The 22118-nt window shown below is 39.0% G+C and carries 28 protein-coding genes; 14 read left to right on the top strand and 14 right to left on the bottom strand.

Translation table 11 applies throughout. The features are described 5' to 3' along the window. Nucleotides 1-75: 75 nt before the first annotated feature. Entirely contained in the window at nt 76-711 is a 636-nt protein-coding gene (locus HZC31_05395; protein ID MBI5002797.1) for a glycosyltransferase, read from the top strand. A 22-nt stretch (nt 712-733) separates the two neighbouring features. Here HZC31_05395 and HZC31_05390 read toward each other — a convergent pair whose 3' ends face one another. Genes HZC31_05390 through HZC31_05380 form a run of 3 tightly spaced genes read right to left on the bottom strand, consistent with a single transcriptional unit; the run spans nt 734 to nt 1832 of the window. Next, entirely contained in the window at nt 734-1228 is a 495-nt protein-coding gene (locus tag HZC31_05390) for a hypothetical protein (protein MBI5002796.1), read from the bottom strand. Continuing rightward, nucleotides 1225-1602, bottom strand: coding sequence for a PIN domain-containing protein (locus HZC31_05385; protein MBI5002795.1), 378 nt, complete (start codon nt 1600-1602; stop codon nt 1225-1227). Before HZC31_05385 ends, HZC31_05390 begins: the two co-directional genes overlap by 4 nt. After that, nucleotides 1599-1832, bottom strand: a complete 234-nt coding sequence (locus HZC31_05380) for an AbrB/MazE/SpoVT family DNA-binding domain-containing protein (protein MBI5002794.1) — start codon at nt 1830-1832, stop codon at nt 1599-1601. Before HZC31_05380 ends, HZC31_05385 begins: the two co-directional genes overlap by 4 nt. 163 nt (nt 1833-1995) lie before the next feature. On the opposite strand from HZC31_05380, the gene HZC31_05375 reads away from it, so the two are divergent. Then, entirely contained in the window at nt 1996-2289 is a 294-nt protein-coding gene (locus HZC31_05375; GenBank protein MBI5002793.1) for a hypothetical protein, read from the top strand. A 27-nt stretch (nt 2290-2316) separates the two neighbouring features. Here the strand turns inward: HZC31_05375 and HZC31_05370 are convergent, their stop codons facing one another. Further along, nucleotides 2317-3468: a hypothetical protein gene (locus tag HZC31_05370; protein ID MBI5002792.1), complete on the bottom strand. Its 1152-nt coding sequence runs from the start codon at nt 3466-3468 to the stop codon at nt 2317-2319. A 122-nt stretch (nt 3469-3590) separates the two neighbouring features. Here HZC31_05370 and HZC31_05365 point away from each other — a divergent pair, with 122 nt between their 5' ends. Then, nucleotides 3591-4688, top strand: a complete 1098-nt coding sequence (locus tag HZC31_05365) for a peptide chain release factor aRF-1 (GenBank protein MBI5002791.1) — start codon at nt 3591-3593, stop codon at nt 4686-4688. Between the two features lie 34 nt (nt 4689-4722). Here the strand turns inward: HZC31_05365 and HZC31_05360 are convergent, their stop codons facing one another. After that, the gene (locus tag HZC31_05360) at nt 4723-5436 is read right to left on the bottom strand and encodes a phosphodiester glycosidase family protein (GenBank protein ID MBI5002790.1); all 714 of its coding nucleotides are present in this window, start codon (nt 5434-5436) and stop codon (nt 4723-4725) included. A gap of 231 nt (nt 5437-5667) precedes the next feature. Between HZC31_05360 and HZC31_05355 the strand changes: the two genes are divergently transcribed. Continuing rightward, nucleotides 5668-6405, top strand: coding sequence for a SprT-like domain-containing protein (locus HZC31_05355; GenBank protein MBI5002789.1), 738 nt, complete (start codon nt 5668-5670; stop codon nt 6403-6405). Between the two features lie 141 nt (nt 6406-6546). Beyond that, on the top strand, nt 6547-7149 hold the full coding sequence (locus tag HZC31_05350) for a hypothetical protein (protein ID MBI5002788.1): 603 nt from the start codon (nt 6547-6549) through the stop codon (nt 7147-7149). 43 nt (nt 7150-7192) lie between these two features. On the opposite strand, the gene HZC31_05345 is transcribed toward HZC31_05350, so the two are convergent. Further along, the gene (locus tag HZC31_05345) at nt 7193-7378 is read right to left on the bottom strand and encodes a CbtB-domain containing protein (protein ID MBI5002787.1); all 186 of its coding nucleotides are present in this window, start codon (nt 7376-7378) and stop codon (nt 7193-7195) included. Further along, nucleotides 7371-8540 (bottom strand): hypothetical protein, encoded by a 1170-nt coding sequence (locus HZC31_05340; GenBank protein MBI5002786.1) that lies wholly within the window; start codon nt 8538-8540, stop codon nt 7371-7373. The genes HZC31_05345 and HZC31_05340 overlap by 8 nt, the downstream gene beginning before the upstream one ends. A 94-nt stretch (nt 8541-8634) precedes the next feature. Here HZC31_05340 and lonB point away from each other — a divergent pair, with 94 nt between their 5' ends. Genes lonB through HZC31_05320 form a run of 4 tightly spaced genes read left to right on the top strand, consistent with a single transcriptional unit; the run spans nt 8635 to nt 12018 of the window. After that, nucleotides 8635-10515, top strand: coding sequence for an ATP-dependent protease LonB (lonB, locus tag HZC31_05335; protein MBI5002785.1), 1881 nt, complete (start codon nt 8635-8637; stop codon nt 10513-10515). A 23-nt stretch (nt 10516-10538) separates the two neighbouring features. Then, the gene (locus HZC31_05330; protein ID MBI5002784.1) at nt 10539-10964 is read left to right on the top strand and encodes a transcriptional repressor; all 426 of its coding nucleotides are present in this window, start codon (nt 10539-10541) and stop codon (nt 10962-10964) included. Beyond that, the gene (gene msrB / locus HZC31_05325; protein MBI5002783.1) at nt 10900-11346 is read left to right on the top strand and encodes a peptide-methionine (R)-S-oxide reductase MsrB; all 447 of its coding nucleotides are present in this window, start codon (nt 10900-10902) and stop codon (nt 11344-11346) included. Before HZC31_05330 ends, msrB begins: the two co-directional genes overlap by 65 nt. A gap of 60 nt (nt 11347-11406) precedes the next feature. Beyond that, nucleotides 11407-12018 carry a hypothetical protein gene (locus tag HZC31_05320; GenBank protein MBI5002782.1) on the top strand — a complete coding sequence of 204 codons (612 nt, stop codon included), beginning with the start codon at nt 11407-11409 and terminating at the stop codon, nt 12016-12018. 8 nt (nt 12019-12026) lie between these two features. Here HZC31_05320 and HZC31_05315 read toward each other — a convergent pair whose 3' ends face one another. Beyond that, on the bottom strand, nt 12027-12266 hold the full coding sequence (locus HZC31_05315) for a DUF202 domain-containing protein (protein ID MBI5002781.1): 240 nt from the start codon (nt 12264-12266) through the stop codon (nt 12027-12029). A 77-nt stretch (nt 12267-12343) separates the two neighbouring features. Next, entirely contained in the window at nt 12344-12703 is a 360-nt protein-coding gene (locus HZC31_05310; protein MBI5002780.1) for a hypothetical protein, read from the bottom strand. Nucleotides 12704-13363: 660 nt separating this feature from the next. On the opposite strand from HZC31_05310, the gene HZC31_05305 reads away from it, so the two are divergent. Continuing rightward, the gene (locus tag HZC31_05305; protein MBI5002779.1) at nt 13364-14107 is read left to right on the top strand and encodes a gamma-glutamyl-gamma-aminobutyrate hydrolase family protein; all 744 of its coding nucleotides are present in this window, start codon (nt 13364-13366) and stop codon (nt 14105-14107) included. A gap of 13 nt (nt 14108-14120) precedes the next feature. Here the strand turns inward: HZC31_05305 and HZC31_05300 are convergent, their stop codons facing one another. The 4 genes from HZC31_05300 to HZC31_05285 all read right to left on the bottom strand — a co-directional run bounded on the left by HZC31_05300 (nt 14121) and on the right by HZC31_05285 (nt 17954). Continuing rightward, entirely contained in the window at nt 14121-14570 is a 450-nt protein-coding gene (locus HZC31_05300; protein MBI5002778.1) for a DUF1947 domain-containing protein, read from the bottom strand. Between the two features lie 485 nt (nt 14571-15055). Continuing rightward, on the bottom strand, nt 15056-16060 hold the full coding sequence (locus tag HZC31_05295) for a protein kinase (protein ID MBI5002777.1): 1005 nt from the start codon (nt 16058-16060) through the stop codon (nt 15056-15058). A gap of 126 nt (nt 16061-16186) precedes the next feature. Beyond that, a complete protein-coding gene (locus HZC31_05290) occupies nt 16187-16816 on the bottom strand; it encodes a hypothetical protein (protein MBI5002776.1) in 630 nt (209 codons plus the stop codon). 100 nt (nt 16817-16916) lie between these two features. Next, the gene (locus tag HZC31_05285) at nt 16917-17954 is read right to left on the bottom strand and encodes a hypothetical protein (GenBank protein ID MBI5002775.1); all 1038 of its coding nucleotides are present in this window, start codon (nt 17952-17954) and stop codon (nt 16917-16919) included. Between the two features lie 505 nt (nt 17955-18459). On the opposite strand from HZC31_05285, the gene HZC31_05280 reads away from it, so the two are divergent. Further along, the gene (locus tag HZC31_05280) at nt 18460-18774 is read left to right on the top strand and encodes a hypothetical protein (GenBank protein MBI5002774.1); all 315 of its coding nucleotides are present in this window, start codon (nt 18460-18462) and stop codon (nt 18772-18774) included. On the opposite strand, the gene HZC31_05275 is transcribed toward HZC31_05280, so the two are convergent. Continuing rightward, a complete protein-coding gene (locus HZC31_05275; GenBank protein ID MBI5002773.1) occupies nt 18771-18908 on the bottom strand; it encodes a hypothetical protein in 138 nt (45 codons plus the stop codon). The two genes, HZC31_05280 and HZC31_05275, sit on opposite strands and share 4 nt — an antisense overlap. A 257-nt stretch (nt 18909-19165) precedes the next feature. On the opposite strand from HZC31_05275, the gene HZC31_05270 reads away from it, so the two are divergent. From HZC31_05270 to HZC31_05260, 3 genes are all read left to right on the top strand, one after another. Next, nucleotides 19166-19411, top strand: a complete 246-nt coding sequence (locus tag HZC31_05270; protein ID MBI5002772.1) for an antitoxin VapB family protein — start codon at nt 19166-19168, stop codon at nt 19409-19411. A 68-nt stretch (nt 19412-19479) separates the two neighbouring features. Continuing rightward, nucleotides 19480-20886 (top strand): hypothetical protein, encoded by a 1407-nt coding sequence (locus HZC31_05265; protein ID MBI5002771.1) that lies wholly within the window; start codon nt 19480-19482, stop codon nt 20884-20886. Between the two features lie 524 nt (nt 20887-21410). Further along, nucleotides 21411-22118, top strand: a complete 708-nt coding sequence (locus HZC31_05260; protein ID MBI5002770.1) for a TrmJ/YjtD family RNA methyltransferase — start codon at nt 21411-21413, stop codon at nt 22116-22118.

Below are 22118 nucleotides of genomic sequence, written 5' to 3'. Positions count from 1 at the left end.
GAACGATACCCCATTTATATAATTATCTTACAGTTCATCGCAAATCATTAAAAAGAGAAAGAATACCATGAAGGTATGCTTTCCATCATCATACCCGCACACAATGAAGAAGAATACATTGCAGCATGCTTGCAAAGCATCAAACAGCAACCATTTTCAGATTATGAGATCATTGTTGTCTGCGATAGCTGCACAGATAAAACACCAACCATTGCAAAAAAATATACAAAAAAAGTATTTGAAATAAAAAAGAAAAATGTCTCCGCTGCACGAAATTATGGCGCGAATAAAGCAAAAGAAGATGTTCTTGTTTTTTTAGACGCAGATAGTACTATTGCATCAAATCTCCTCACTGAAATACAGAAAGCAATCAAGAACGGATATGTTGGTGGTGTCACAAAAACAAGGTCCCTAGAAAATTTGTGGAAAGCAAAAGTTCTGTGGAGTGTCGGAAACTTTTTCAGACATTTCTTTCTTGCGGCTTCAGGAATGCTCTTCTGCAAAGCAAGTATGTTCACAGGCTATGATGAATCACGACATCTTGCGGAAGATACAGATCTAATTCTAAAATTAAAGAAGAAAGGAAGAATGAAATACATCACCAACAGTTATATCAGAACATCTTCACGCAGATTAGAAACAGAAGGATATTGCTGGACGATTTTTCGCCAGTTTTCCGCGTTTTTCACAAAAACAAAGAAGGGGTATTAGGGTAATCATAATAGAAAAAATATCATTTCTTCTTCCATCTCTTCTGAACAACAAACCCAATTCCCGCGCCAAGAACAAAATAGACAAAGACTAAAAGCGCACTCATTCCAAGCGAGACACTCATCTCCACACGGTCTGCGCACGCAGCGACTGGACTCATTTCTAATTGAGCGCAGCATCCTGAAACTCCTTCTGAGATCCATGGAACGCATTCTCTATTCTCCTCAACAGCAATCTCTTGAGCCATCCAGTATACACAATGTTCCTCAGTAGAAGGACAAAATTGGCTGGTCAAAGAAGATCCTTCAACAATAAAATGAGAAAGAATCGGAAATATATGTCCTGTTATTGTAGGAAGGATGAGTACCGCGTTTGATTCTTCTTGTTCAAAAAAGAAACGATACATCGGAAAATACGCGAAGAGATAAAACAAGAAAAGGAAAATACAAAGAGACGCGCCAATAATTCCCCAACGAAGCCAAAGCTGTCGTGTTTGAAACCATTTTTTTATGTTCATGTTGGTTCTTCTCTCGGGATTACCTTTCTATCAAAATCTTTGTCATAACTAAGAATAGCTTCACAATTATATTGCAATGCTGTTGTAAAGTGAAGTAAGTCTATGAATCGGAGTTCTTTTTGCTTCTCTGCTTGTTTTATTGTTTCAAATATAACATTAACATCTACAGGAATTATGTGAAGTGAAGATTTGAGAAGACTTCTGATTACTTGAGTTGCATATGTTCTCGAGGAATGATATTCAATAATATTAAAAGCTTCAGCAAGAACAAGAGCATTAATTATTCCTCCTTCTCTCACTGCATTTTGGCATTGTCTCTGCAATTCATTTTCATAAAATGCATATGCAATAATATTACTATCAATAAATTTCATCGGAACATTCTCTCATTAAGTTCTTCCATTTGTTCCACACTCATTTTATGTTTTGGTTTTATCTTCTTTGCAAGCTCAAACAGACGCTCAAGCTCTTCGCCAGCAGGAGTAATGACTATCTTATTCCCTACTTTCTCAATCTCTACTTTGCTTCCTACATGAAGATCAAACGCGTCTCTGATTATCGCAGGAATGGTAATTTGCTGCCCTTTGCTTATTGTCGCTAACATAGCTTCACCTCATGATTCATGAAGCATTAAGCATGAAGAAGTATATAAAGTTTGTGGAGATTTTTTTGCTAAAACAGAAGAAGGTACTAAATTTTAAGAAATTAATTATCATTAAAGAGTAATTAAAGAAAATGTTTATAAAGAAAGGTTCATTCTCAAAGTTATGAATAATGTAACAAGAGTAATAGCAAGTATTGGATCTGCAATGGTTCCGATAACTGCAGCATATTGGAATGCTGGAACTTATTTACATCAAAAATTAGTTGAATCAGAAGGGAGTCCATTATACCAATCGTTAGAAAATTGTTTAGCAGATACAACGGGATTCACTGATCCGGATAGAGTAACGCTTATTGGAACTGCTTTAGTCAGTGTTGGTTTATGTAAAGTTGCTTATGAAGTAGGTAAACCAATTGTACAGGGGTTTGCTTATCTTTACAACGCAAAACTAGAATAATCCTAATCACCATGAAGAAGAGGAGCTTCAGCATTCATGATTCTGAATCATCTCAAGACGCAAGATACAAATCTTCTTCAACGCTTCAGGAGATTTCGCGTACTCAATAAACGCAGGATTCCAACGCTGTTCATAGCCAAGCCACATCTGCTGCAACATGCTGTCAGAAATGCCATGCCACAATCTTTTCTTTTCTTCAATAAACGATTCCTTAGAATCATAAAGATCCGGATATCGTTCTTGAAGCGCGTCAAACAATGTATATCCATTGTTTGCTTCGCTAAGCATCCTTGCCCAATATTCCTGCAATTCTTTTTTGTAAAGCAAAATATCAAACGCTCTGCTTCCCGCGTCATAAATAGTACAACGCTCAAGAGGGAAATACACCTGTTCATATTGACTGAGCGCAAATTCTGGAGTCAAGATGCAGTCTCTACGCAGAAAATCAGTTCCTGAATCAGTAAGTCGAATGCCAGAAGCGATTTCATTGTTCACAAGTTTAAATTTGCCTTCAAAATAGATAATCGTTGTTCCCTGATAATCTGGAAATTTTTTTCGCAGCTGCGCGTCGTATTCCTCAAGCACTTTTTCCGCGCGATAGCAGCCAAAGGTCATGACAGTAAACCGTTTCACAGTCCGAACATTAACTTGCTCAATAACTTTGTCAAGCGCGGCAAGCGCTTCTCGTAAACTTGTTCCTGTGCCAATGACATCGCCTAAAAAGAAATTAACCACTTTAGGAATCGTAATTTTTTTGTACGTCTGTACTTCAGCGGACCATTTGTTGGTCAAAGGATCTTTTGTTCGCTGGGAAATGAGATACGTCGTGGAATGTTTATTGTAGCCATATGCTTTCGCGAGCGCTTCACGGATTCCAAAATTCAAGCCGCCACGCAAAATAGAAATAACGTTGGTTTCATAATCTGGCCATTGTTTGAATTGTTCTACTTCAGGCAGCACTTCGAGTGTTTTTCTAATGGCAGTGTGCAGTTTTTCGGTGAATTCCATGCCAAATATTTCTGGTTGATTGCAGATTGCTCGAGTTTCTGGTGTTGAAGCAAGATAACGGGTAATTTGAGAACCATTTGGTCCAAAGAGTTTGTAGAGTTGGACATCTGTTTTGTGAGAAGGTATTTTTTCAAGATGCTGGTGTGTTATTTCGATGGACTTTTCTATCATACGCAAAGCAACTTTTGTTCTGTTTAAATAGCTTGTGAAGCAAAGAGAAAGAAGCAAGAAGGGGCGTAAACAAGACAGTATCCAAACAAAAATTTATAAAGAACTCGCCTCTTTTCAGTACTATGACCCTTAGCGCAACAGATAGATTTCACATCAGAAAATTAGTAAAAGAACTCGAAACATATAGGGGCAGACATACAGAATTAGTAACAGTCTACATCCCGGAAGGATATGACATCATTAAAATTATCCAACATTTAGCGCAAGAGCAAGGCACTGCGTCAAACATCAAATCAACGTCAACAAGAAAAAACGTCCAAGACGCGTTAGAGCGAATGGTCCAGCATCTTAAGCTTTTCACGCAAACGCCAAAGAATGGACTTGCCGCGTTTTCTGGAAACGTCGCGGAGCGAGAAGGACAAAGTGACGTACGAGTATGGAGTTTTGAACCCCCAGAACCACTCAATGTTCGTATTTACCGCTGCGATAAACAGTTTATTCTTGAACCACTTATGGAACTTTGTGATATCAAAGAAGTGTATGGTCTTATTGTGTTGGATAGAAGAGACGCGAATCTCGCGTTGCTTCGTGGAAAGAAAATCACGCACCTTGTCAAAACACATTCAGAAGTTCCTGGAAAATTCAAAGCTGGAGGACAGTCTGCTGCGCGTTTCGAAAGAAATAGAGAGCTTGCGGTGAAAGATCATTTCAAAAAAGTCGCGGATTACGCGAAAGAGCAATTCCTCCCAATGCACACCAATTTGAAAGGGATTATTGTTGGCGGCCCAGGTCCAACAAAATATGATTTCCTCAATTATGATTACCTCAACAACGACTTGAAAAAGAAAATTCTTGGAATTAAAGATTTGAGTTATACTGAAGAGTTCGGAGTTCAAGAGCTTGTTGATAAAAGCCAGGATTTGCTTGCGGCGGAAGAGCTTGCGGATGAAAAGAAAGTCATGGGAACTTTTTTTGAACTTCTGAATACAAAACCAGGAATGGTCAGCTATGGAGAAGCAGAAGTCACGCGAGTGCTCAAAATGGGAGCTGTAGATACGCTTCTTCTTTCTGAAGCGCTGGAAGACAAACAAATTGAAGACTTTGAAACAGAAGCAGAAAAGTTGGGAACAACAGTGAAGATTATTTCTACAGACACAAGAGAAGGTGTTCAATTACGGGATATGGGCAAAGTTGCCGCGCTTTTGAGATATGAAGCGTAAAAAAATGCTGCTATTGATGTTCGTTTAATTTTTCCTAACGAGTGTATGAAAAAATAACCAACTTTGTGTTTTCAGTTCCATTGCCTTTGACAGAAACAACACCATCTTTTGCTCGAATTGCCATTTGTGAAAGTGGACCGCCATCGAGATTCAGCGCTCCAGTATATCCTGCTTTCTTTAATCGGTCTGCCCATTCCCTGATGAAAATTTGATCTGTTGAAACCGCAAAGCAGATGTCTTTCCCTGTTTTTGTTCCAATTGCAGACCTATAAGCAGTTCTTCCAGCATATCTTTCTTCAAGTGATTGAGCATGAACTTTTCCTTCTGTTACTAATAATGGATGTGTTCCTAGAACTAAAAAATAATCAGTAAGACCACCTTCTAAAGACTCTGCCACATCTATTTTATTTCCTTCTCTATTAACACTAAAATATCCTCTTGTATGCGCTGGCTTTTCAGTAGCAAAATGCCAATTATTAGCGAGATAAGCAATTCCCTCACTCTGATTATCAGAATCATAATATAAACCATTAATTGCGGCTTCAACACCTGGAGTATCTCTGACAAATTTCTCAGGAGTAGTATCAACTGCGCGCATTGCGACTGATTTGTGAGGAGAAATAGGAAAACAGTATTCTTCAAGATGAGAAGCATTTGAACTGCCAACAACGAGATGAGGGAAATAGAAAACACTGCCTAACACAACAGTAGCTTTTCCCACTGTCTTCAAAAAAGTACTTCTGTTCATAGAGAGTATGATTTCACGCATATCTTATAAATTTTCCCAATTATTTATCACTTTGGAGTTACTATAAAATGAATACCCCGTAAAATTGAGAGTATACATTTTGTCAACACCAAAACAGAAGCTATTTAAAACAAATCTGACTTAACCGCTGAATATGGAAGACCATTCTTTACTATTAAAGAGATAAAGCTTTAAGGTCACAAAATGTTACCTTAAACAAAAGAGAATAGCATGGAAAACAATAACCACCTCATCGAAAAAGCGTTCAAAGAAATCTACCCAGAACGACCATTCTCCTATATACCTACAATAAAATACACTGCGCAGTTTAACGGCTTTAACGCGAACATTCGGCTGCGAAGCAACATGATAGAAATTCGAATGAGCAAAGAATGGAAACAAGTTTCGCAAGAAATGCAAATTGGATTGATCCAATCCTTATTAATAAAGATATTCAAAAGAAAAGGCGATAAAAAAATAATGACCAATAATATGGATTTGTACAACAAATTCCTCAAAAATGTTCATATTGCGATTCCTAAAATAGCGGAATCTCCAATGCTCGTAGAAAAATTCAACAAAATTAACGAGCAATTCTTTGATGGCGTCTTAGAACAGCCAAGCCTCAAGTGGGGAAATTACGCGAAAGCAAAGCTCGGGCATTATGAGTATGGCAGTGATACAATTATGCTGAGCAAATATCTCGAAAGTGCGCCAGAAGAATATATGGAATATGTGCTCTATCATGAAATGCTTCACAAAAAGCATAAGTTCACGCACACGAACGGAAGATCATTACATCACAGTACCGCGTTCAAGGCAGATGAAGCGAAATTTCCGAGAGCAGCAGAATTGGAGAGAGAAATCCCGCATTACCTTGCAAGAAGAAGAAATCCAACAGGAAGACAACAACAAATAATTCGACAACCAAGAACATTTCAAGCATTAATCAGAAATTTTTTTAAATAGGTCTTCCTTTAGACAAGATACACACAAGCTGCAGAAAGAATCGCTCAGCAAAGACCTATTACACAAACGCATGTAATTATTTATTAAAATAATGGTATAAATAAGTAATCAAATAAAAAAAGCAAATGAAATAGAACTAAAATGGACTATCAACAAACCCTCAAGCAAATCTTTGATGGCAGCAAAAGCCAAAGAAAAAGAAAAGAGCAGTTGGACAAGCAAAAGAAAGCGCTCTTAGAAAAGAAACAAAAGCAGGAAAATAAAGAAGAAAGAATACAAGAGACAATCGACGGCCAGCTTCGCTACTGCGCAAAAATACGAGAAGGCAATAAAAATAGTCTACGAACAATGAACATTCGCTTATTCTTCTTATTATTCCAAAACAAAGACATATACCACAAATTGCAAGAAGTAGAACATCTCATGAAGCGACTGGACAGCTGGCTCAGCAGCTACGAACAAGCTATCCAAAAGAAAGACTGGAAAACAGAAGAGAGCGAGAATAAATCATTGAACAATCTCATGAAAGAGTACGAGCAAAAGAAGAAAGAGATTGAAGCAATGATAGTCAAAGAACAGGCAGTAAAATACAAATCGCATCTCATGCTTGGCAATATTATGCTGACCGCGACAATTCTCCTCTTCAAAGAAACAAAAGAAGTTTCTTTTTCTCAAGAAATATTTGATGAGAAGAATAGAGCGAATCCGCTGAATCCATTTTATCCGTTGAAGTTTAAAGCATAAGAAAGGACAAAAAGAGAAATAAGAAAAAAAGAAAACAAAAAACCTAATGACAAGGAACGAATCCTAAACTATGTCTAATCCAGTGTGTTGGATCGTGGATTGCCGGCCATGGACTAAAAAGCAACAACCAACAAAACAACAATGCCAAAACAAAGATAATCGCGACCATTGTTACAGCGCGTAATTTGACTTGATAGCCAAAAACATTGACGTATTTTTCTTTATTCATCGTGATCACCTGAACATGTGCCATCAGCACAGTTTTTCATACTCATTTTTCGAACAAGAACACCGAGTCCAAATCCAACAAGCATCGCTAAAAGCATCACAAATGTCGCGATAAGCTTCGCCGTAATTGGTGGACTATGCGCTTCTCCTGCGAATGGATACTCTCGTTCAATGACTGCAAACTGCGTGGAAGATGCTTCTGTCGGCGAAATCGTGATGCTCGCAATGTGCGGAGCGCCATCAAAAATACCATACTGGAAAGTAAAGACACCCGTTTGAGAAAAGATGTCAGTATCTAAAACAACAAATCCTTCTTCTTCGTTCGCGAGTTCAACGTGCAGCACCGCGTTATCAACAGGCATCCCGTTTTCATCTTTTGCTTCAATAGTAAACTGTGTCTTTGTTCCAATGTCAGGAACTTCAGGGTTTGTGTAAAAAGTAACTTGTTCATCTTCATAATGCACAATGCCTGTTTCTTCAATTTCCGCGTCACTGTGCGCAAACGCGAATGGAACTGCAAGCAGAACAAGCAACATAAACATGCCAAATCCTTTTCCTTGTGCTTTCTTTGCGTTCAAAAGATCTTTTCCAAAGACAAGACCGACAATGAATCCAAATACAGTAAGCACAGCAACAAAGATAATCCCGTTAAGTGTTGATTGGCTGAATGGTTCAGCAACAGAGATGGTAAATTGTTCTTTCCGTTGATTAGCAGTGCTGTCAAGAACAGTGACATCGACAGTATACGCTCCGCGAAGGGGGAATAATAAACCTTCTACGGTTAAAACACCATCTTCTTCGTAAGAAGTAATAGAAAGTAATTCCTTTCCTTGAACCCATGGAAATCCAGAAGGTAAAATAAGATTGTCAACATGCGTCACCGTTACAGTGATCGTCATGTCTTGAACAGCCATACCAGAACTATCCAAAACTGCGACAGTAAGCTGGGGTAATGCGCCCAAATCATCGTAGTGGGCAAATGGATTATCCCGCGCAGTAATCTGCTCAGGAGTTGTGGAAAGATCTATAGTGTACTCTGCCGCAACACTGCTTATGAGCAACAAAAAAACAATTAATACTGTTGAAATAAACTGTCTCATGTGTTTTGCCTCCTCAATTCTTAAAACATTCTCAATTCTAAAAACAACTAATCTTATTGCCAATTATTTGCAGTAAGAATAACTCCTATATAAAGCTTTGTTGCAATAGTTTTGCAATAAGGCAACATTTATTAACATCCAGTGATTAATTTACTTCATGCAGAATGAATTTTCCTTTGAATCAACAGCGGACATAGAAATACCAAAGCGAGTAGTTGATCAAGTCATTGGTCAGGAACAAGCAGTTGAAGTCATAAAAAAAGCAAGCCAACAGAAGCGACACGTCCTCTTAATAGGAGAACCAGGGACAGGAAAATCCTTGTTAGGAATGGCGCTCGCGGAATTATTGCCAAAAGAAAATCTCAATGACATTCTTGCGTATGCGAACACAGCAGACACGCATCATCCAATAATAAAAGCAGTCGCTGCGGGAAAAGGAAAAGAGATTGTCGAAAAAACAATCGCGAGAAAACAGGAATTCTTTACAGGGAAAAAATTCTTCTTGATCTTCGTTGCGATCATGGGCATTATTTTTCCGTGGTGGACATTATATTATTTTGGCACATTGCATGGCTACACAGTGGGCGCGATTATTTTCGCTGCCTCACTCATCACGTCCATGCTTCTCCTCGCGTTCCTCTTCTTTGGAATGAAAACAACAGAAAAAACAGGAGAAAGCGCGCCGCCAAAACTCTTGGTGGACAACAGCCAGCGAGAACAAGTTCCTTTTTTCGACGGGACAGGAGCGCACGCAGGAGCGCTCTTGGGAGACATTCTTCACGATCCATATCAATCAGGGGGATTAGGAACACCTGCGCATGAACGAGTAGTCGCGGGATTAATTCACAAAGCACACCAAGGGGTTTTGTTCATTGATGAAATAGGAACATTAAAGATAGACACGCAACAAGAACTTCTCACCGCATTACAGGAAGGAAAATATCCTATAACAGGACAAAGCGAATTTTCAGCGGGCGCGATGGTGCGCACAGATCTTGTTTCGTGCGGATTTATTTTGGTCGCTGCGGGAAACATGGATAATATCAGGGACATGCATCCTGCGTTGAGAAGCAGAATTCGTGGCTATGGTTATGAAGTGTTCATGAATGAACGCATGGCAGATAGTGTAGAAAACAGAATGAAGCTCGCGCGATTCGTCGCGCAGGAAATTGTCAAAGACAAAAAAATTCCTCATTTCAATAAAGAGGCGGTGCTTGAAATCATAGAAGAAGCGAGAAGACGAGCGAACAAGAATGGATACCTCACCTTAAAACTCAGAGACCTCGGTGGTTTGATCAGAGCAGCAGGAGACATCGCAGTTGCGGAGCACGCACAACTGGTCACAAAAAAACACGTCACCGCGGCGTATGACATCTCGAGAACACTCGAGCATCAAATCGCGGATAAAGAAATAGAGGACAGAAAATCGTATGAAATTATTCTCACAAAAGGAACAAGCAAAGGTCGTGTCAATTGTCTTGCGACAACAGGATCGCAGGAAGGCGTTTCTGGCATTGTTCTGCCTATTGAAACGCAGGCAACGCCAACAACAGAAGCGTCAACAATTCGTGTCACAGGAGATGTGAGCGAGAGCACAAAGCAGGCAACACAAAACGTTCTTGCGGTCCTCGAAATGTTCTTCGGCACAAAACAAAAATACATCTATTATGTCCAGTTTCTCACTGCGTATAAGATTTCTGGAAGCGACACGTCATCGCTTGCGATTGCGACAGCGCTCATCTCAACAATGCAGTATATTCCTGTCAAACAAGATGTCGCGATTACAGGAGGGTTATCTGTTCGCGGAGACGCGCTTCCTGTCGACGGAATTTCTGAAAAAGTTCATGCGGCAGTAGAGTGTGGCATAAAGAAAGTCCTTGTTCCAGTAGCAAATCTCAAAGATATTCGCTTGGACAAAACAGACCTTGAAAAAGTGCAAATTGTTCCGGTCGTCTGTGTCTATGATGTCGTCAAAGAAGCACTCGATTGGAAAGGAAACGAGAAAATTCTGAAAAAACTCAAGCAAATGAAAAAGTAAGCAAGCAAAAAAAACAAAGCAACATGATCAATAAACAACAAGCGGCGGAAATCAAAAAAAAGCTAGGTGTCGAACGGCTCACCCCGCAACGTATTCTTTTATTTGAAATCATACAGCAAAATCCTGGACATCTTCATGTCGATGAGCTCTACGCGCTTGCAAGAAAAAAAGATCCAAAAATTAATCTTTCCACCATCTACAGAACGCTGCATGAGTTCAAAAAAGCGGGCATTGTGCATGAATTGCATTTGGAAGAAGAGCACCATCATTATGAAACAACAGAAAAAGGAGTGCACCACCATTTAATCTGCGGCAAGTGCGGCGCGGTGATTGACTTTTTGTGGGAAAAAATAGATGAAATGAAAAAACAGATCGCAAAAAAGTATGGATATTCTGTCTCCCAGATCAAACTTGAAGCAACAGGATTATGTCAGAAATGTAGAAGATAACATGACAAAACAACAAAGTCAAAAAAAACTCACGCCAGAACAATATCACGTTCTCAGAGAAAAAGGCACAGAACCTGCGTTCACGGGAGAATATTGGGATAACAAAAAGAAAGGAATGTACAAATGCGCAGACTGCGGCGCGGAACTCTTTGCGTCAGACACCAAATTCGACAGCGGCACAGGCTGGCCGAGTTTTTCCGATCCCCAGAATAAAGAAAATATAAACCTCACAGAAGACAACAGCCATGGCATGCGTAGAATCGAAGTCACCTGTAAAAAGTGTGGCGGACATCTTGGTCATGTTTTCGATGATGGTCCAGCAAAAAGTGGGAAACGATATTGCATTAATTCCTGTTCGTTGGAATTTGTTGAAAAGAAGTAATCTAAGCTCCTTCTAGAGAAAAACTAAAGACTTAAAAACAAGAACTCCTCTAAAAAGTACATGCCCGAACAAAAACAAGAAAAAATAACTGAAGAAAAACAAAAACCAAAACGTGAAGTACAAAGCACGCTCGCGGGCGAAGAAAAAGAAAAGCTCCTCAAACTTTCAGAAATCAGCCTTTGGATTGACACATATGACGATATTTTCTCAGATTTTGATCCGCGACCATACAGTCAACGAGCAATCTCTGACGACTTTCTTAATGAACTTGTGAAAGCGATGAGAAGTAAAAAAACAGGAAAGATAGAAATCCGCTTTCTTGTTCCAACAAGGATAAGAAGCGCGCAGCAGGAAGCAATCATTAAAAAACGACTGCAAGAATATTTCCACCATAAAATGAATATAGTCAAACAGGAAAGAAAAGAACTGATTATGCATGGAATACGATTTACGGGAATTGGTATCTTCCTTATGATCATTGCGACAATCCTCCTTTCGCGTGGGGTTGAGAAGATTCTAACTAATTTTTTAATTATCCTTCTTGAACCTGCAGGCTGGTTCTTGTTCTGGAACGGAATGGACACGTTAATTTATAGAGTAAAAGCAAAAAAGCCAGAGCATGAGTTCAATAAAAACATGGCAAAGGCAGAAATAACGTTTATGAATTATTAATGAAGAATTCAATGAATATGATTAATGTGTTGTTTATATTTTCCATAACGCCATAAGCCAAAAAGAAGGAAGCTCAGACCTAAAGCAATAAGCAGTAACGCATCTATAAAGTGCGTAGGTAAAAAACGTATGATTGCCAAGCCCGCTGCGATGAACGCGAGCGCGGTTCTAATGTAAGAAAGAAATGTTCGCTCATTGGCAAGATGCGTACGCACATGCGCTAAGTGCGTTGATTCTTTTTTGCTCATGTAAATAAGTATGGGATGAAGATTCTTATATATTTATCGTTAAGAAGAAAAGAAAAAAGAAAGAGAAAAGACTTCATCTAAAATCCTGTCCCCAAATCCCAAATTCGTTTTGCGCCAACGATGAGTGCTGCTGGGAAGATGAATGCGATAACGCCTTTTGCCGCGCCGACAACAAAGTTACCAAACAGATTTGGAGAAACTCGACCGAGTTCTGATGCCGCTATGCAAGCAAGAAGGACAACCGCTGCGGTGTACAAAACATCTTCAGCATCTTCTTTTGCTGTATTCAAGAAACCTGCAATCAATCCAAAGACAAAAAGCACCCAAAAGAATGCGGTAATAACTGGCATGATAAAAAGATCACTCAATGCGCCCATAAGGACTGCTAATACTAATCCAACTGTAAAAAATGCTGTTCCAACTCTTCTCATTCCCATACTTCCACCTCAGATTTTATTATTATGATACTGAATAACAATTTTATCGCTCTCCGAATATATAAAGTTTTGGATAAAGACAAGAGATACGAAATGATATTTTGAGGGTTAAGCAAAAAATAACACGGAAGCGCCACTTACGTTATTGCTCACCTATCCTCGCTCTAAAGAGCGAGGTTTTACGGTTCGCAAACGAGTGGTGGCGCTTCCGTGGGATGTAAAATCGGCGCTTGCGGAATCTCGGCGCTACATCCTCGCACTAAATGCGCAAAACGAGTTTTGAGCATATTACAAATCGCAGATTTGAAATAGTGCAAGGTTTTGCGCCGATTTTTCATAACGACAACAATGGCACAGACGGTCTTGTCACTTCGTTCCAAGCCCTACTTCGCGAACGAGAACACCTCACTGCGTAAGGCAACCTCGTTCGCTCCGTCTGGCCATGTTGCTATTTTTTGGTTTCTAGCAAAATCCGCCGCTGGCGCCGACGGGGAGGGGGTTGTCCCTTACGGGGTGCCCCGTAGGACAAATTCTCGTAGAATTTGTCCGTAGGCCGCCAGCTGCGGCGGATCATAGAACATTAATCGCTACATATCTTCGAATCTAACAGAAAGAACCAAAACAAACACCTTTAAAAAAAGAAAAAATAAACGAAATTTGATGACAGCCATTCCATCAATCGCATTGCTCCAATTCAGAACAATTCGAGTAGTCAGAGCAGATGAAGAAAGAAATTGCAGAGAGAAAGTAGGAGAACTAGCAGATATTGTCGCCTACAATGCGTTGGAAAGAGACTGTTCCAAAATCCCCCTCGATCAATATGCTGGATTCATCTTTGGAGGGTCAGGAGAGTTATATGTTTCTGATGGAGGAGAGTTAGTTGAAAGAGCAAGGCAACACACAGAAGGATTAATCAGAGAAATTGTACGAACAGATACTCCATCCTTATTCATTTGCCTTGGTCTTCATCTTTTCGCGGATGCGTATGAAGTTCCATTTTACCAAAAAGGAGAATGCAAAGAAGTTGGAACTGTTGCTATTGTTTTGACAGATGCAGCGATGCGTGATCCATTATATAGAGGAGTGCCAAAAGTATTTAGCGCGCAAACAGGGCATTACGACGCGATAAAAAGAATCCCTAAAGGAGCGCAATTTCTTGCGCAAAATCCAACATGTCGTGTTCAAGCGTTTCGTATGGGACAGCATGTGTATGCGGTTCAATTTCATCCAGAAATGGATCTTGCGGATGTTCGTTTTAGATTAGGATATTACCCAGAGTATGATGCAACCAATGCAACCTTTGCAGAAAGTCCTTATACTGCAAGAATCATGAAAAATTTCGCAGCACTTGCGCGAGAGCACTATAGGAGTGCGGTAACGCATGCTCCAATTGAAATGAGATAAGAAGAGAAAAAAATTACATTCCATTCTTCCAAACATCATCGCCAACATAATGAATATTCTTAATCACTTTCCCTGTTTTCATTTCTTGCATTTCAGAAGAACCAAACAGTGCAATCCCCACAGCGAGTGGTTTCTTATTGTTCACATCAACAACCACAACAAAATCACCAGAGGAAATCTCACTTTCGATAGAGACAATCCCTGGCCGCATGATATCCGCGCCCCCTACCACAAATTTGACAGCTCCCATATCAACAACTATCTTCTTCAAAAGCGATGATTCTTTCAAAAGATGATGCAGTGTCGGCACAAGTTTGTTTTCATAATAAAAAAATGCGGGCTGATGATTAATGTACACAACTTTTTCATTCCGCAATTCCAAGTGATCTTGTTTAGAAACAGAAATCTTGTAGGCAGCAAGCAACGGCTCAATATCTTTGTGGCGAAGTTGTTTTGAAGTCACAAAAAGAAATGAAACCTGTTGATTTATATGTTTTTGGAAAACAAAAGCGTATTCTCACAAAAACCCTCACTTTGCGTATATTTTTTCATAATGCCTAAAAAATTGAAGAAAGCAAAAAATTCTTTTAAGAAAAATTTGTCAAAAAATAACTCAAACTCTCACTTTTCCTTAGATTTGCGCTTAAAACATTCGAGAAATATTACTCGCTTTCCTCTTTTTTGTGACTTTGCGCAAATTTGCTCTAAAAAATACTCTCTTTTTCTAAAGAAGTTTGTCCGGATAATGTAGAATCAAATAAGATATAATAAAAACAACATTCTAAATTATAGTTAACTAAATTATTACGACAATAAAAAACAATTTAACAATATGATGTCGAGATAATTCAAATATCTTAAATAAATTCAACTTAAAACATTTAATCAAAAATAGAAAGTTTTGAAAGAAAAAATGCTTTTGAGAAACGTATTAAACAGCAAAAAGAATTATTGATCAAAATATTCTTTGCGAGTTTCGTGCAATACTTGACGAACAACAGGAAGCGATGGACGATGAGAAGGATCGTATGCCATCATTGCGCAAACAAGAGAAGTAAGTCGTGGTGAATAACCACATAACGGCATATATCCGCCTGTTTTAACGAGGTGAACGTGTTCGCGAAGACCTGGAATAGTGCGGGGATCTTGTACTGTCATAAAAGGAGGATGATATGCGAGAAGTTCATAGAGAGTGACTCCTAAACCAAAAACATCAACTTTTTCATTTACTGGAAAATCATCAGTAACCCGTTCTGGTGCGAGATACAAAGGACTAAATGCTTGTGTATCAAGTCCCAAATCTAAAGGAGTTGCGGAAGCAAAATCAAGAAGATGAATATGACCTGAGAGCGCGTAGTGAATATTTGCGGGTTTCACGTCATTATGACGATAGCCAAGAGCGTGCAATGCCATAAGAGTATCACAAACAGCAAGAGCGACACGTGTTACTTTCTCAACGCTTCCCTCCGTAGTGTGATGGATGTGTGGATTCTGGAGAAAATCGAGCCCTAAATCATCCATAAGTAAATAAGGAAAATCTGCGGCAACACCATGCGAAACTAACTCCGGAACAAGAGCGGAAGCTCGACGGAGTCCTCGGAGAAGGTGCGCTTCTAAAGCAAAATGATCATATGTTTTTGGTGTGACTCGTAATGGAACCTTCAACGCAAACCCTTGCTCAAGGCTATCATGCATTCGATAAACAGCCGCAAGCCCACCCATACCTATTTGCCCGTGGAGTTTTAAGAAATAAAAATGATCATGCGCTGCAATTTCCTCAAGTGAAACTTCTCGACGAGGAGGAAGAGGAACAACTACTTCTCTTGCATCAGGAGGAAGGACGTGATTATCCGCTTCGCCAAGAGGAATAACGATGGTATCGCTTGTTAAAGGGGCGCGCGATTTATCATGTTCAGCAGGCAAACGAAGATAAAGCGGTGTTTCTTGATCCATATTTAGAAAAAGCCAGGAGGTGTCTTATATACTTTTCCCTAAAATAAGAAATAAATTAAAAGTTTTAATCAAAACAACCAACATATAATTAATCAGACATTATAATTTATATAAAATTTAAACAAATCAACCCACATAGTCTTGCGGACCAGATTGTTCTTCAACATCTGGAACAGTGTTCTCAGGCGCTTCTGTTTCAAGAGTTTCTTCTGAATGTTTTTCAGAAGGAACGATGTTCGTAAACACATGTTCTGGTTCTTCTTTCTTTTGTTCTTTTCCTTCAAACCGTTTGCTGATTTTCTCGTTCTTCACAATGCGCTGTAATTCCTGCACATACTTCGCGGTCAAATCAAGATTATTGTGCACGCGCGTTCGTGTTTTTTCAAACGCGGATTCGAGAGTAGGACCATTCAACTTATACCCCACGACAACCTTTTGATCTGAGCCAATATAGCTGGTTTTTGTGATAAATTCCGTGTCAACCCATCGTTTGATATAGTCGTACATGGTTTGCCGTGAAATTCCCGCGTGTAACGCCATTTCTTCTACAGTCATAATTGCGGCGGTTGGTGTTTTATCTCTGCTTGCGACTTTTGCTTTTTCGTAAAGTTCAAGAAGCACACGATGCATCTTTTCCGTCGAGCCTTTTTTTCTCGGCATTAAACCCATACGATGGATAATCGTGTTTGCGAGTTCATCGCTGCTTGGATTCATTGTTGGTTCTGCGTGTCGTAAAATAAATTGTGGCGTTGCCATTGATGTTCACCTCAGATAAATAAGATATGTGCATTTTGGAAGAATGGAGTATATAATAATTTCGACAACGCAATGAAATGATTTAAGAAATGATTAAAGATTAAGGAATCGAAGCAAAAATTCTTTCTTTCGCTTCACGAACACGCTCACGAGTTTCTGTGTCTGATGCATGGAGTAGAGAAATAGCGTCATATGCTAAACGTATAAATTGGACCCGTGCATTGTAATGCTTTGACTCCGGCTTGAATTCGTGACGAGCAAGTGTTTCATAAACCTCAAAAAATTTTGAAACAAGGCGAACATCTGTTTGGAAATGCGCTGTTTCTAAGACCCTATATTTATCTCCACCACGACCATAAAGACGATTTTGATAGACAACCTCTCCTTTGTTATCTGGATGAGTAGGATATCCAACTTTACGATGTCCTTTTGGCAATAAATAAGAATTACCGCATCCAAGTAAAGAGCCAGCTTCATCGAGTTCTCTGTCTGCAAGCCCCAACGCAGTTATGTTAAGAGTGCGGGCAAAGAAAGCTGCATAGGCAAGAGAAGCAGCAAGCTGATCCATCTTCCCAACAGTTTTCCAATCTTTAACAGCGTTTGCCTGGACATTTCCATTTTCGATAGCATCATAAAACAAAACAAGACCACGGTCAGGAGTATTAGTGACAAAAAGCTTGTTATAAACAACAGGCACATCGTCTTTTTCTAAAAAGAAAATAAATGTTCCACCTATTGCAATGTCTTCAAGAAGACGGTTGATAATGCCTGCGCGTTTTTCTCTTGAATAACATGTTGCGACAGAATTTAATGCGTGAAACATATATTCAGAGTTAGTAGGATCAACTACTCTGCAAGCATATTTTTCAATGCCCTGAAACTCTTCTCTATCTCCAGAACACATAAGCTCAAGCATTTTTCCTTCGAGATCAGAAATTTTCTTTTTATCATCGTGAGAAACTGGTTGAGTGAGTGCATATTCAGCTATCGTAAGAGCTTGAAGTAATGGGAAAGCAGCAAGCTGCTGCGCAGTGTCTCTAACATAAGGTGCACTGATTATCTGATTCAAAGGAAGCGGAGAGTGAACATAGCGATCACGAAATTCCGTTGCTTGTTCTGGATACCATAATTTGACCATTTTACCACTTACAAGTAGACAGAAGTATATAAATTTTTTTACTTGAAACAAACAAAACCTTCAATCAATACCTAAATCTTTTCAATGCGCTTGATTACATAAAAAAATTTCAAAAAAGAATTTCTGAATACCAAAGTAAGCAAGAAAATGCCAAAAAAATGCCTAAAAGATGCAGTTCTTTTTCTATTCGAGAAAATGACGATTAAGCACTATTGCAACAAATCGCCAAATTTGGAGATAATCCCGGCTATTCAAGATAATCCCGAAACACCCCCGGTTTTTGGAAATCATCCCGACAAAACAGTTTGAGAAGCGCGAAGTGGAGAAGCAGGGTTCATGAGTTGAAAGAGGGCAAAAGTCGTACAAATAAGATAGTTCAGTGAGGCATGTAAGGGATTATGACGAATGGGAAGAACAAATGCAAGGGTTTTAGGAGAAAACAAATTTTTAATGATTGCATAAAGTTGCAGATAAATTTTTATAGAATCAAATTGATGATGAGTCTATGTTTCGCGTCTTCAGAACAGAATGGTATGAAAAAAAGTATGATAAATTAGAAAAGGCAGAGCAAAAGAGAGTAGCAGAATTTGAACAAGAGCTCAAACAAGAACCATATGGTGGAAAACCATTGGGCTACATCTTCTTTCGTGAAAAGAAGTTTGATGGAAAAAGGCTTTTGTTTCTCGTCTACGAAGAACATCAAGCAGTCTTTCTTATTACAATCACTGATAAAAAAGCACAACAAGATGACATTGATCTTATCAAAAAACATTTAGATGTATACAAAGAAATGTTAGAGAAATTATTAGGTCCACTTTAAACTTCTTTTATTTTACCTTGGAGAATGTCTTTTATACCATGTGCTATATCATCTAATAGAGCATTATCTGCTTTTTCAATCTTCTTGAGTTTTACGTACTCTTCTTTTGGAATTGTTATCATTTCTTGTTGCATAGAAGTCTTTTAGGTGGAGATGCTTATATATTTTTCTGCTGAAATGTATTTCTCTCCGATTCTTTTCGCATTCGATCGACATACACGACTCCAATCTCTTTCATATTTGACCAGATTCCAAACGCTTTTTCAACAACATCTTTTTCTTTTTTCATAAATCAACAGCGTATTATTTACTATCTAAATGTTTTGTTTTTTCATCATTATAGAAGTCAAAAACCAAAACAATAAAATACAAGAAGATGTAAAGTAAAAGTATGGCAACAAAAGAATTGACAATTACAGAAAAAGCATACAACGTCCTGTGTGAAGCAAAATACGAAGATGAAAGTTTTTCAGAGGAAATAATAAGAGTATGCCATCAAAAACATAGACGTCCTCTCTCAGATTTTTTTGGAATCATTTCAGAAGAAGAAGGGCAGGCGATGTTAGATGATCTAAAAAAGATAAAAGAAGAACAAAAGAAGCTTCACACAGAACGAATAAAGAGATTATATAACTGATTCTAAAGTGAGAAAATCATACATTTCTCCACTAAAATTTTTTAAAGAGATGAATACATCTCTCCCCAATGGTAAAATTGTTCAAGCTGGTAAAAAGAGTTAGTGCTTTTCTGAGCCCTCTTGTTGGCGTAAGCGCAATTACTTATGGAGCATCCTGCTGGTATTTCGAAAAGAAAGCAGCGGAACTTCAGGATCCTGAAACAGATAAGCTTGCTATTCTTATTTCAGCGCCCCATCAATTCTACGACCCACTTCGCTATTTTCCTGGAGCGACAGAACTCTATGTGCATCGAGTGGAAACCGCGTTTGGCAAGCGTGCGCGGGTTTTTGATCCCGCGACAAAAGAAGATATCATAAACGTTTTGATAGACGAGCGTATCAGCGACATTGTTGTCGCGGGTCATGGAGACTGGCGTAGCTGGACGCAAGATGGCGCTGAACTGATAGAATATAACGGCGTTCCTCAAGGATTCAGTGACGAACAGAAAACACAATTGAGAAAAGCGAAGAAAAAAACAGGTCTTTTTGTCAGGCATACCTGCGGCAAAGGTCGAGGACTAGCGCGGAGAACTGAAGTTGACGAAGATATCCAAAAGCGATATGAATTTGATCTCAATCGAGCGACAGAAGGGAAGATAGTTGATTTTCGATTTAGCAGATATTCAGAAAAAACACAAGTATATGTCAGAGAAGGAGAAACGCTGACGAGAGAAGAAAGACAACGCGTTGAATCGCTGATTCTCCAATTTTATAATGAAGCAGTATATGAAGCTCCTGTATATGCGCACGCAAGCACGCAATTTGGCAGCCATGTTGTAGAACATGAAGAACAAGTCCGCGGCTGGGACTATGTCACCTCGCCAATCACATTTTTATGGAATCCAATTCCTGAGCATTTACCTTCTGATGAACTATATAGACGATACCTTGAAATTGAACGTCCGGAAATGTTAGAAGAGATAGTGGGAAATGTCGCGTATGACATAAAACAAACAACAGAACACCTGGAAACATACACAAAAGGAGAAGCGTACGACGCGGCAGCGGAAATGACTGCGATAGAAACGCATCGGGCGTTGGAAAGCGAACAGGGCGAGTGTCTCACCTATTACACACCGCATGAGAAGGAATTGCTTTATATGCAAGCATTGTTGGACGAGAAAAAAGAAGAAAGGGAGAGAAGAGAATGGTCCAATCTCAGGCGTGAAGAACCTGTCAATAATATCAAAATGCCTGAAACACCTACCATTGTTGAAGCGTGGTACGAACAAGAAATGAACAGACAATCAGAGCAAGTGCAAAGAGAAGAATGTCTTCCAATTACCCCAACAGCAAGCGGAGAATTTCCTATATATGGAGATATAGAACCAGTGCATACGAAATATATAGTGCGCATGGGATCATATTACAGTGTTTTAAACCTATCTCCTTTATTAAGCACCCAAATAAACCAAATTAAAAAGCAAAATATTTAATCAAAAAGCACAACCTTCTCACTTAATTCTAACGCAGAACTTTTAATCAGAACCTAAATTTTTTAAATCCAAGATATCACTATTTTTCAAACCTCACTTTTTAGAAAAAAGGAACAAAGCAAAAAGACGACAAGAATAAAGAAAATTATTACAAGATACGAGATAATATCTACTAAATTATTAAGACAACAATAAACAATAATATTTAACAAAGTCGAAATAATGAAGACCAAACTAATTCTAAAAAAGTAGAAAAACAAAGAAGAATAGGAAATAAAGAGAGAAAATAGAAGAAAAGCTCAAATTTCTAAAAACATTTAAGCAGAAAAAGAAGCAAAAGTGAGAGTTGAAGAATCGCCAAGCAAGAAAAAACACGCACCAGCAAAAGGAAAACTGTCAGGGGGACCCATTGCGCCAAAAAAGGCGCAATGGGGTGTTAATAAAATAATATTTTCATAACACCAAATACCAGAACACATGAAAAGAAGCGAAGATATATAAGAAACAAGACAAAACAAACAATCATGCTCACGATCATCCTCATCGGAACAGAACATGGCCATAATCTCGGCGCAGTGTGCAGAGTCATGGCGAATTTTGGGTTCAAAGACCTCCTTCTCATCAATCCAAAATGCAGCAAAGATGATATTGACGCGCTCATAAGAGCAAAACATGAAGCAGAACCAATCTTAAAAAACGCGAAAATAGAAACAGAAAAAGCGTTGGAAACATTCGACTATCTCATCGCGACAACAGCGCGGACAGGAACAGACTACAATATTCCCCGTTCACCAATCACTCCAGAAGAGCTTAGCCAGCATCTTGAAGAAAACAAGCTCATAAAAGATCCAAAAGTGAAAGTTGGGCTTGTGTTCGGCAGAGAAGGACACGGCTTGTTCAACGAAGAAATCGAGAAATGCGATTTTGTCGCGACAATCCCCGCGCACCACAGCTACTTCACCCTCAACCTCAGCCACGCAGTCTCTATCTTCTTGTATGAAATCACCAAGAAGTTAGGCACTCAAAAAATGAGTGAAAAGTTCAAGAAAGCGACTGCGGAAGATAAAGTCATCATTATGCGTGTTCTTGATCAGGTTCTTGAAAAGAAAGACTTCAGAAGTGAGAGTAAACGTGAAACGCAGCGAAAAGTCTGGAGAAGAATGATCGGCAAAAGCACATTAACAAAACGAGAAGCGTTTGCGCTCATTGGATTTCTGAAGAAGATGCTCTAA

The sequence above is a fragment of the Candidatus Woesearchaeota archaeon genome (assembly GCA_016214075.1).
In the GTDB taxonomy this organism is placed as follows: Archaea; Nanobdellota; Nanobdellia; order Woesearchaeales; family DSVV01; genus JACRPI01.
The sequence above is the reverse complement of the archived record's forward strand: the minus strand, read 5'-3'. Positions and strand labels throughout refer to the sequence as shown.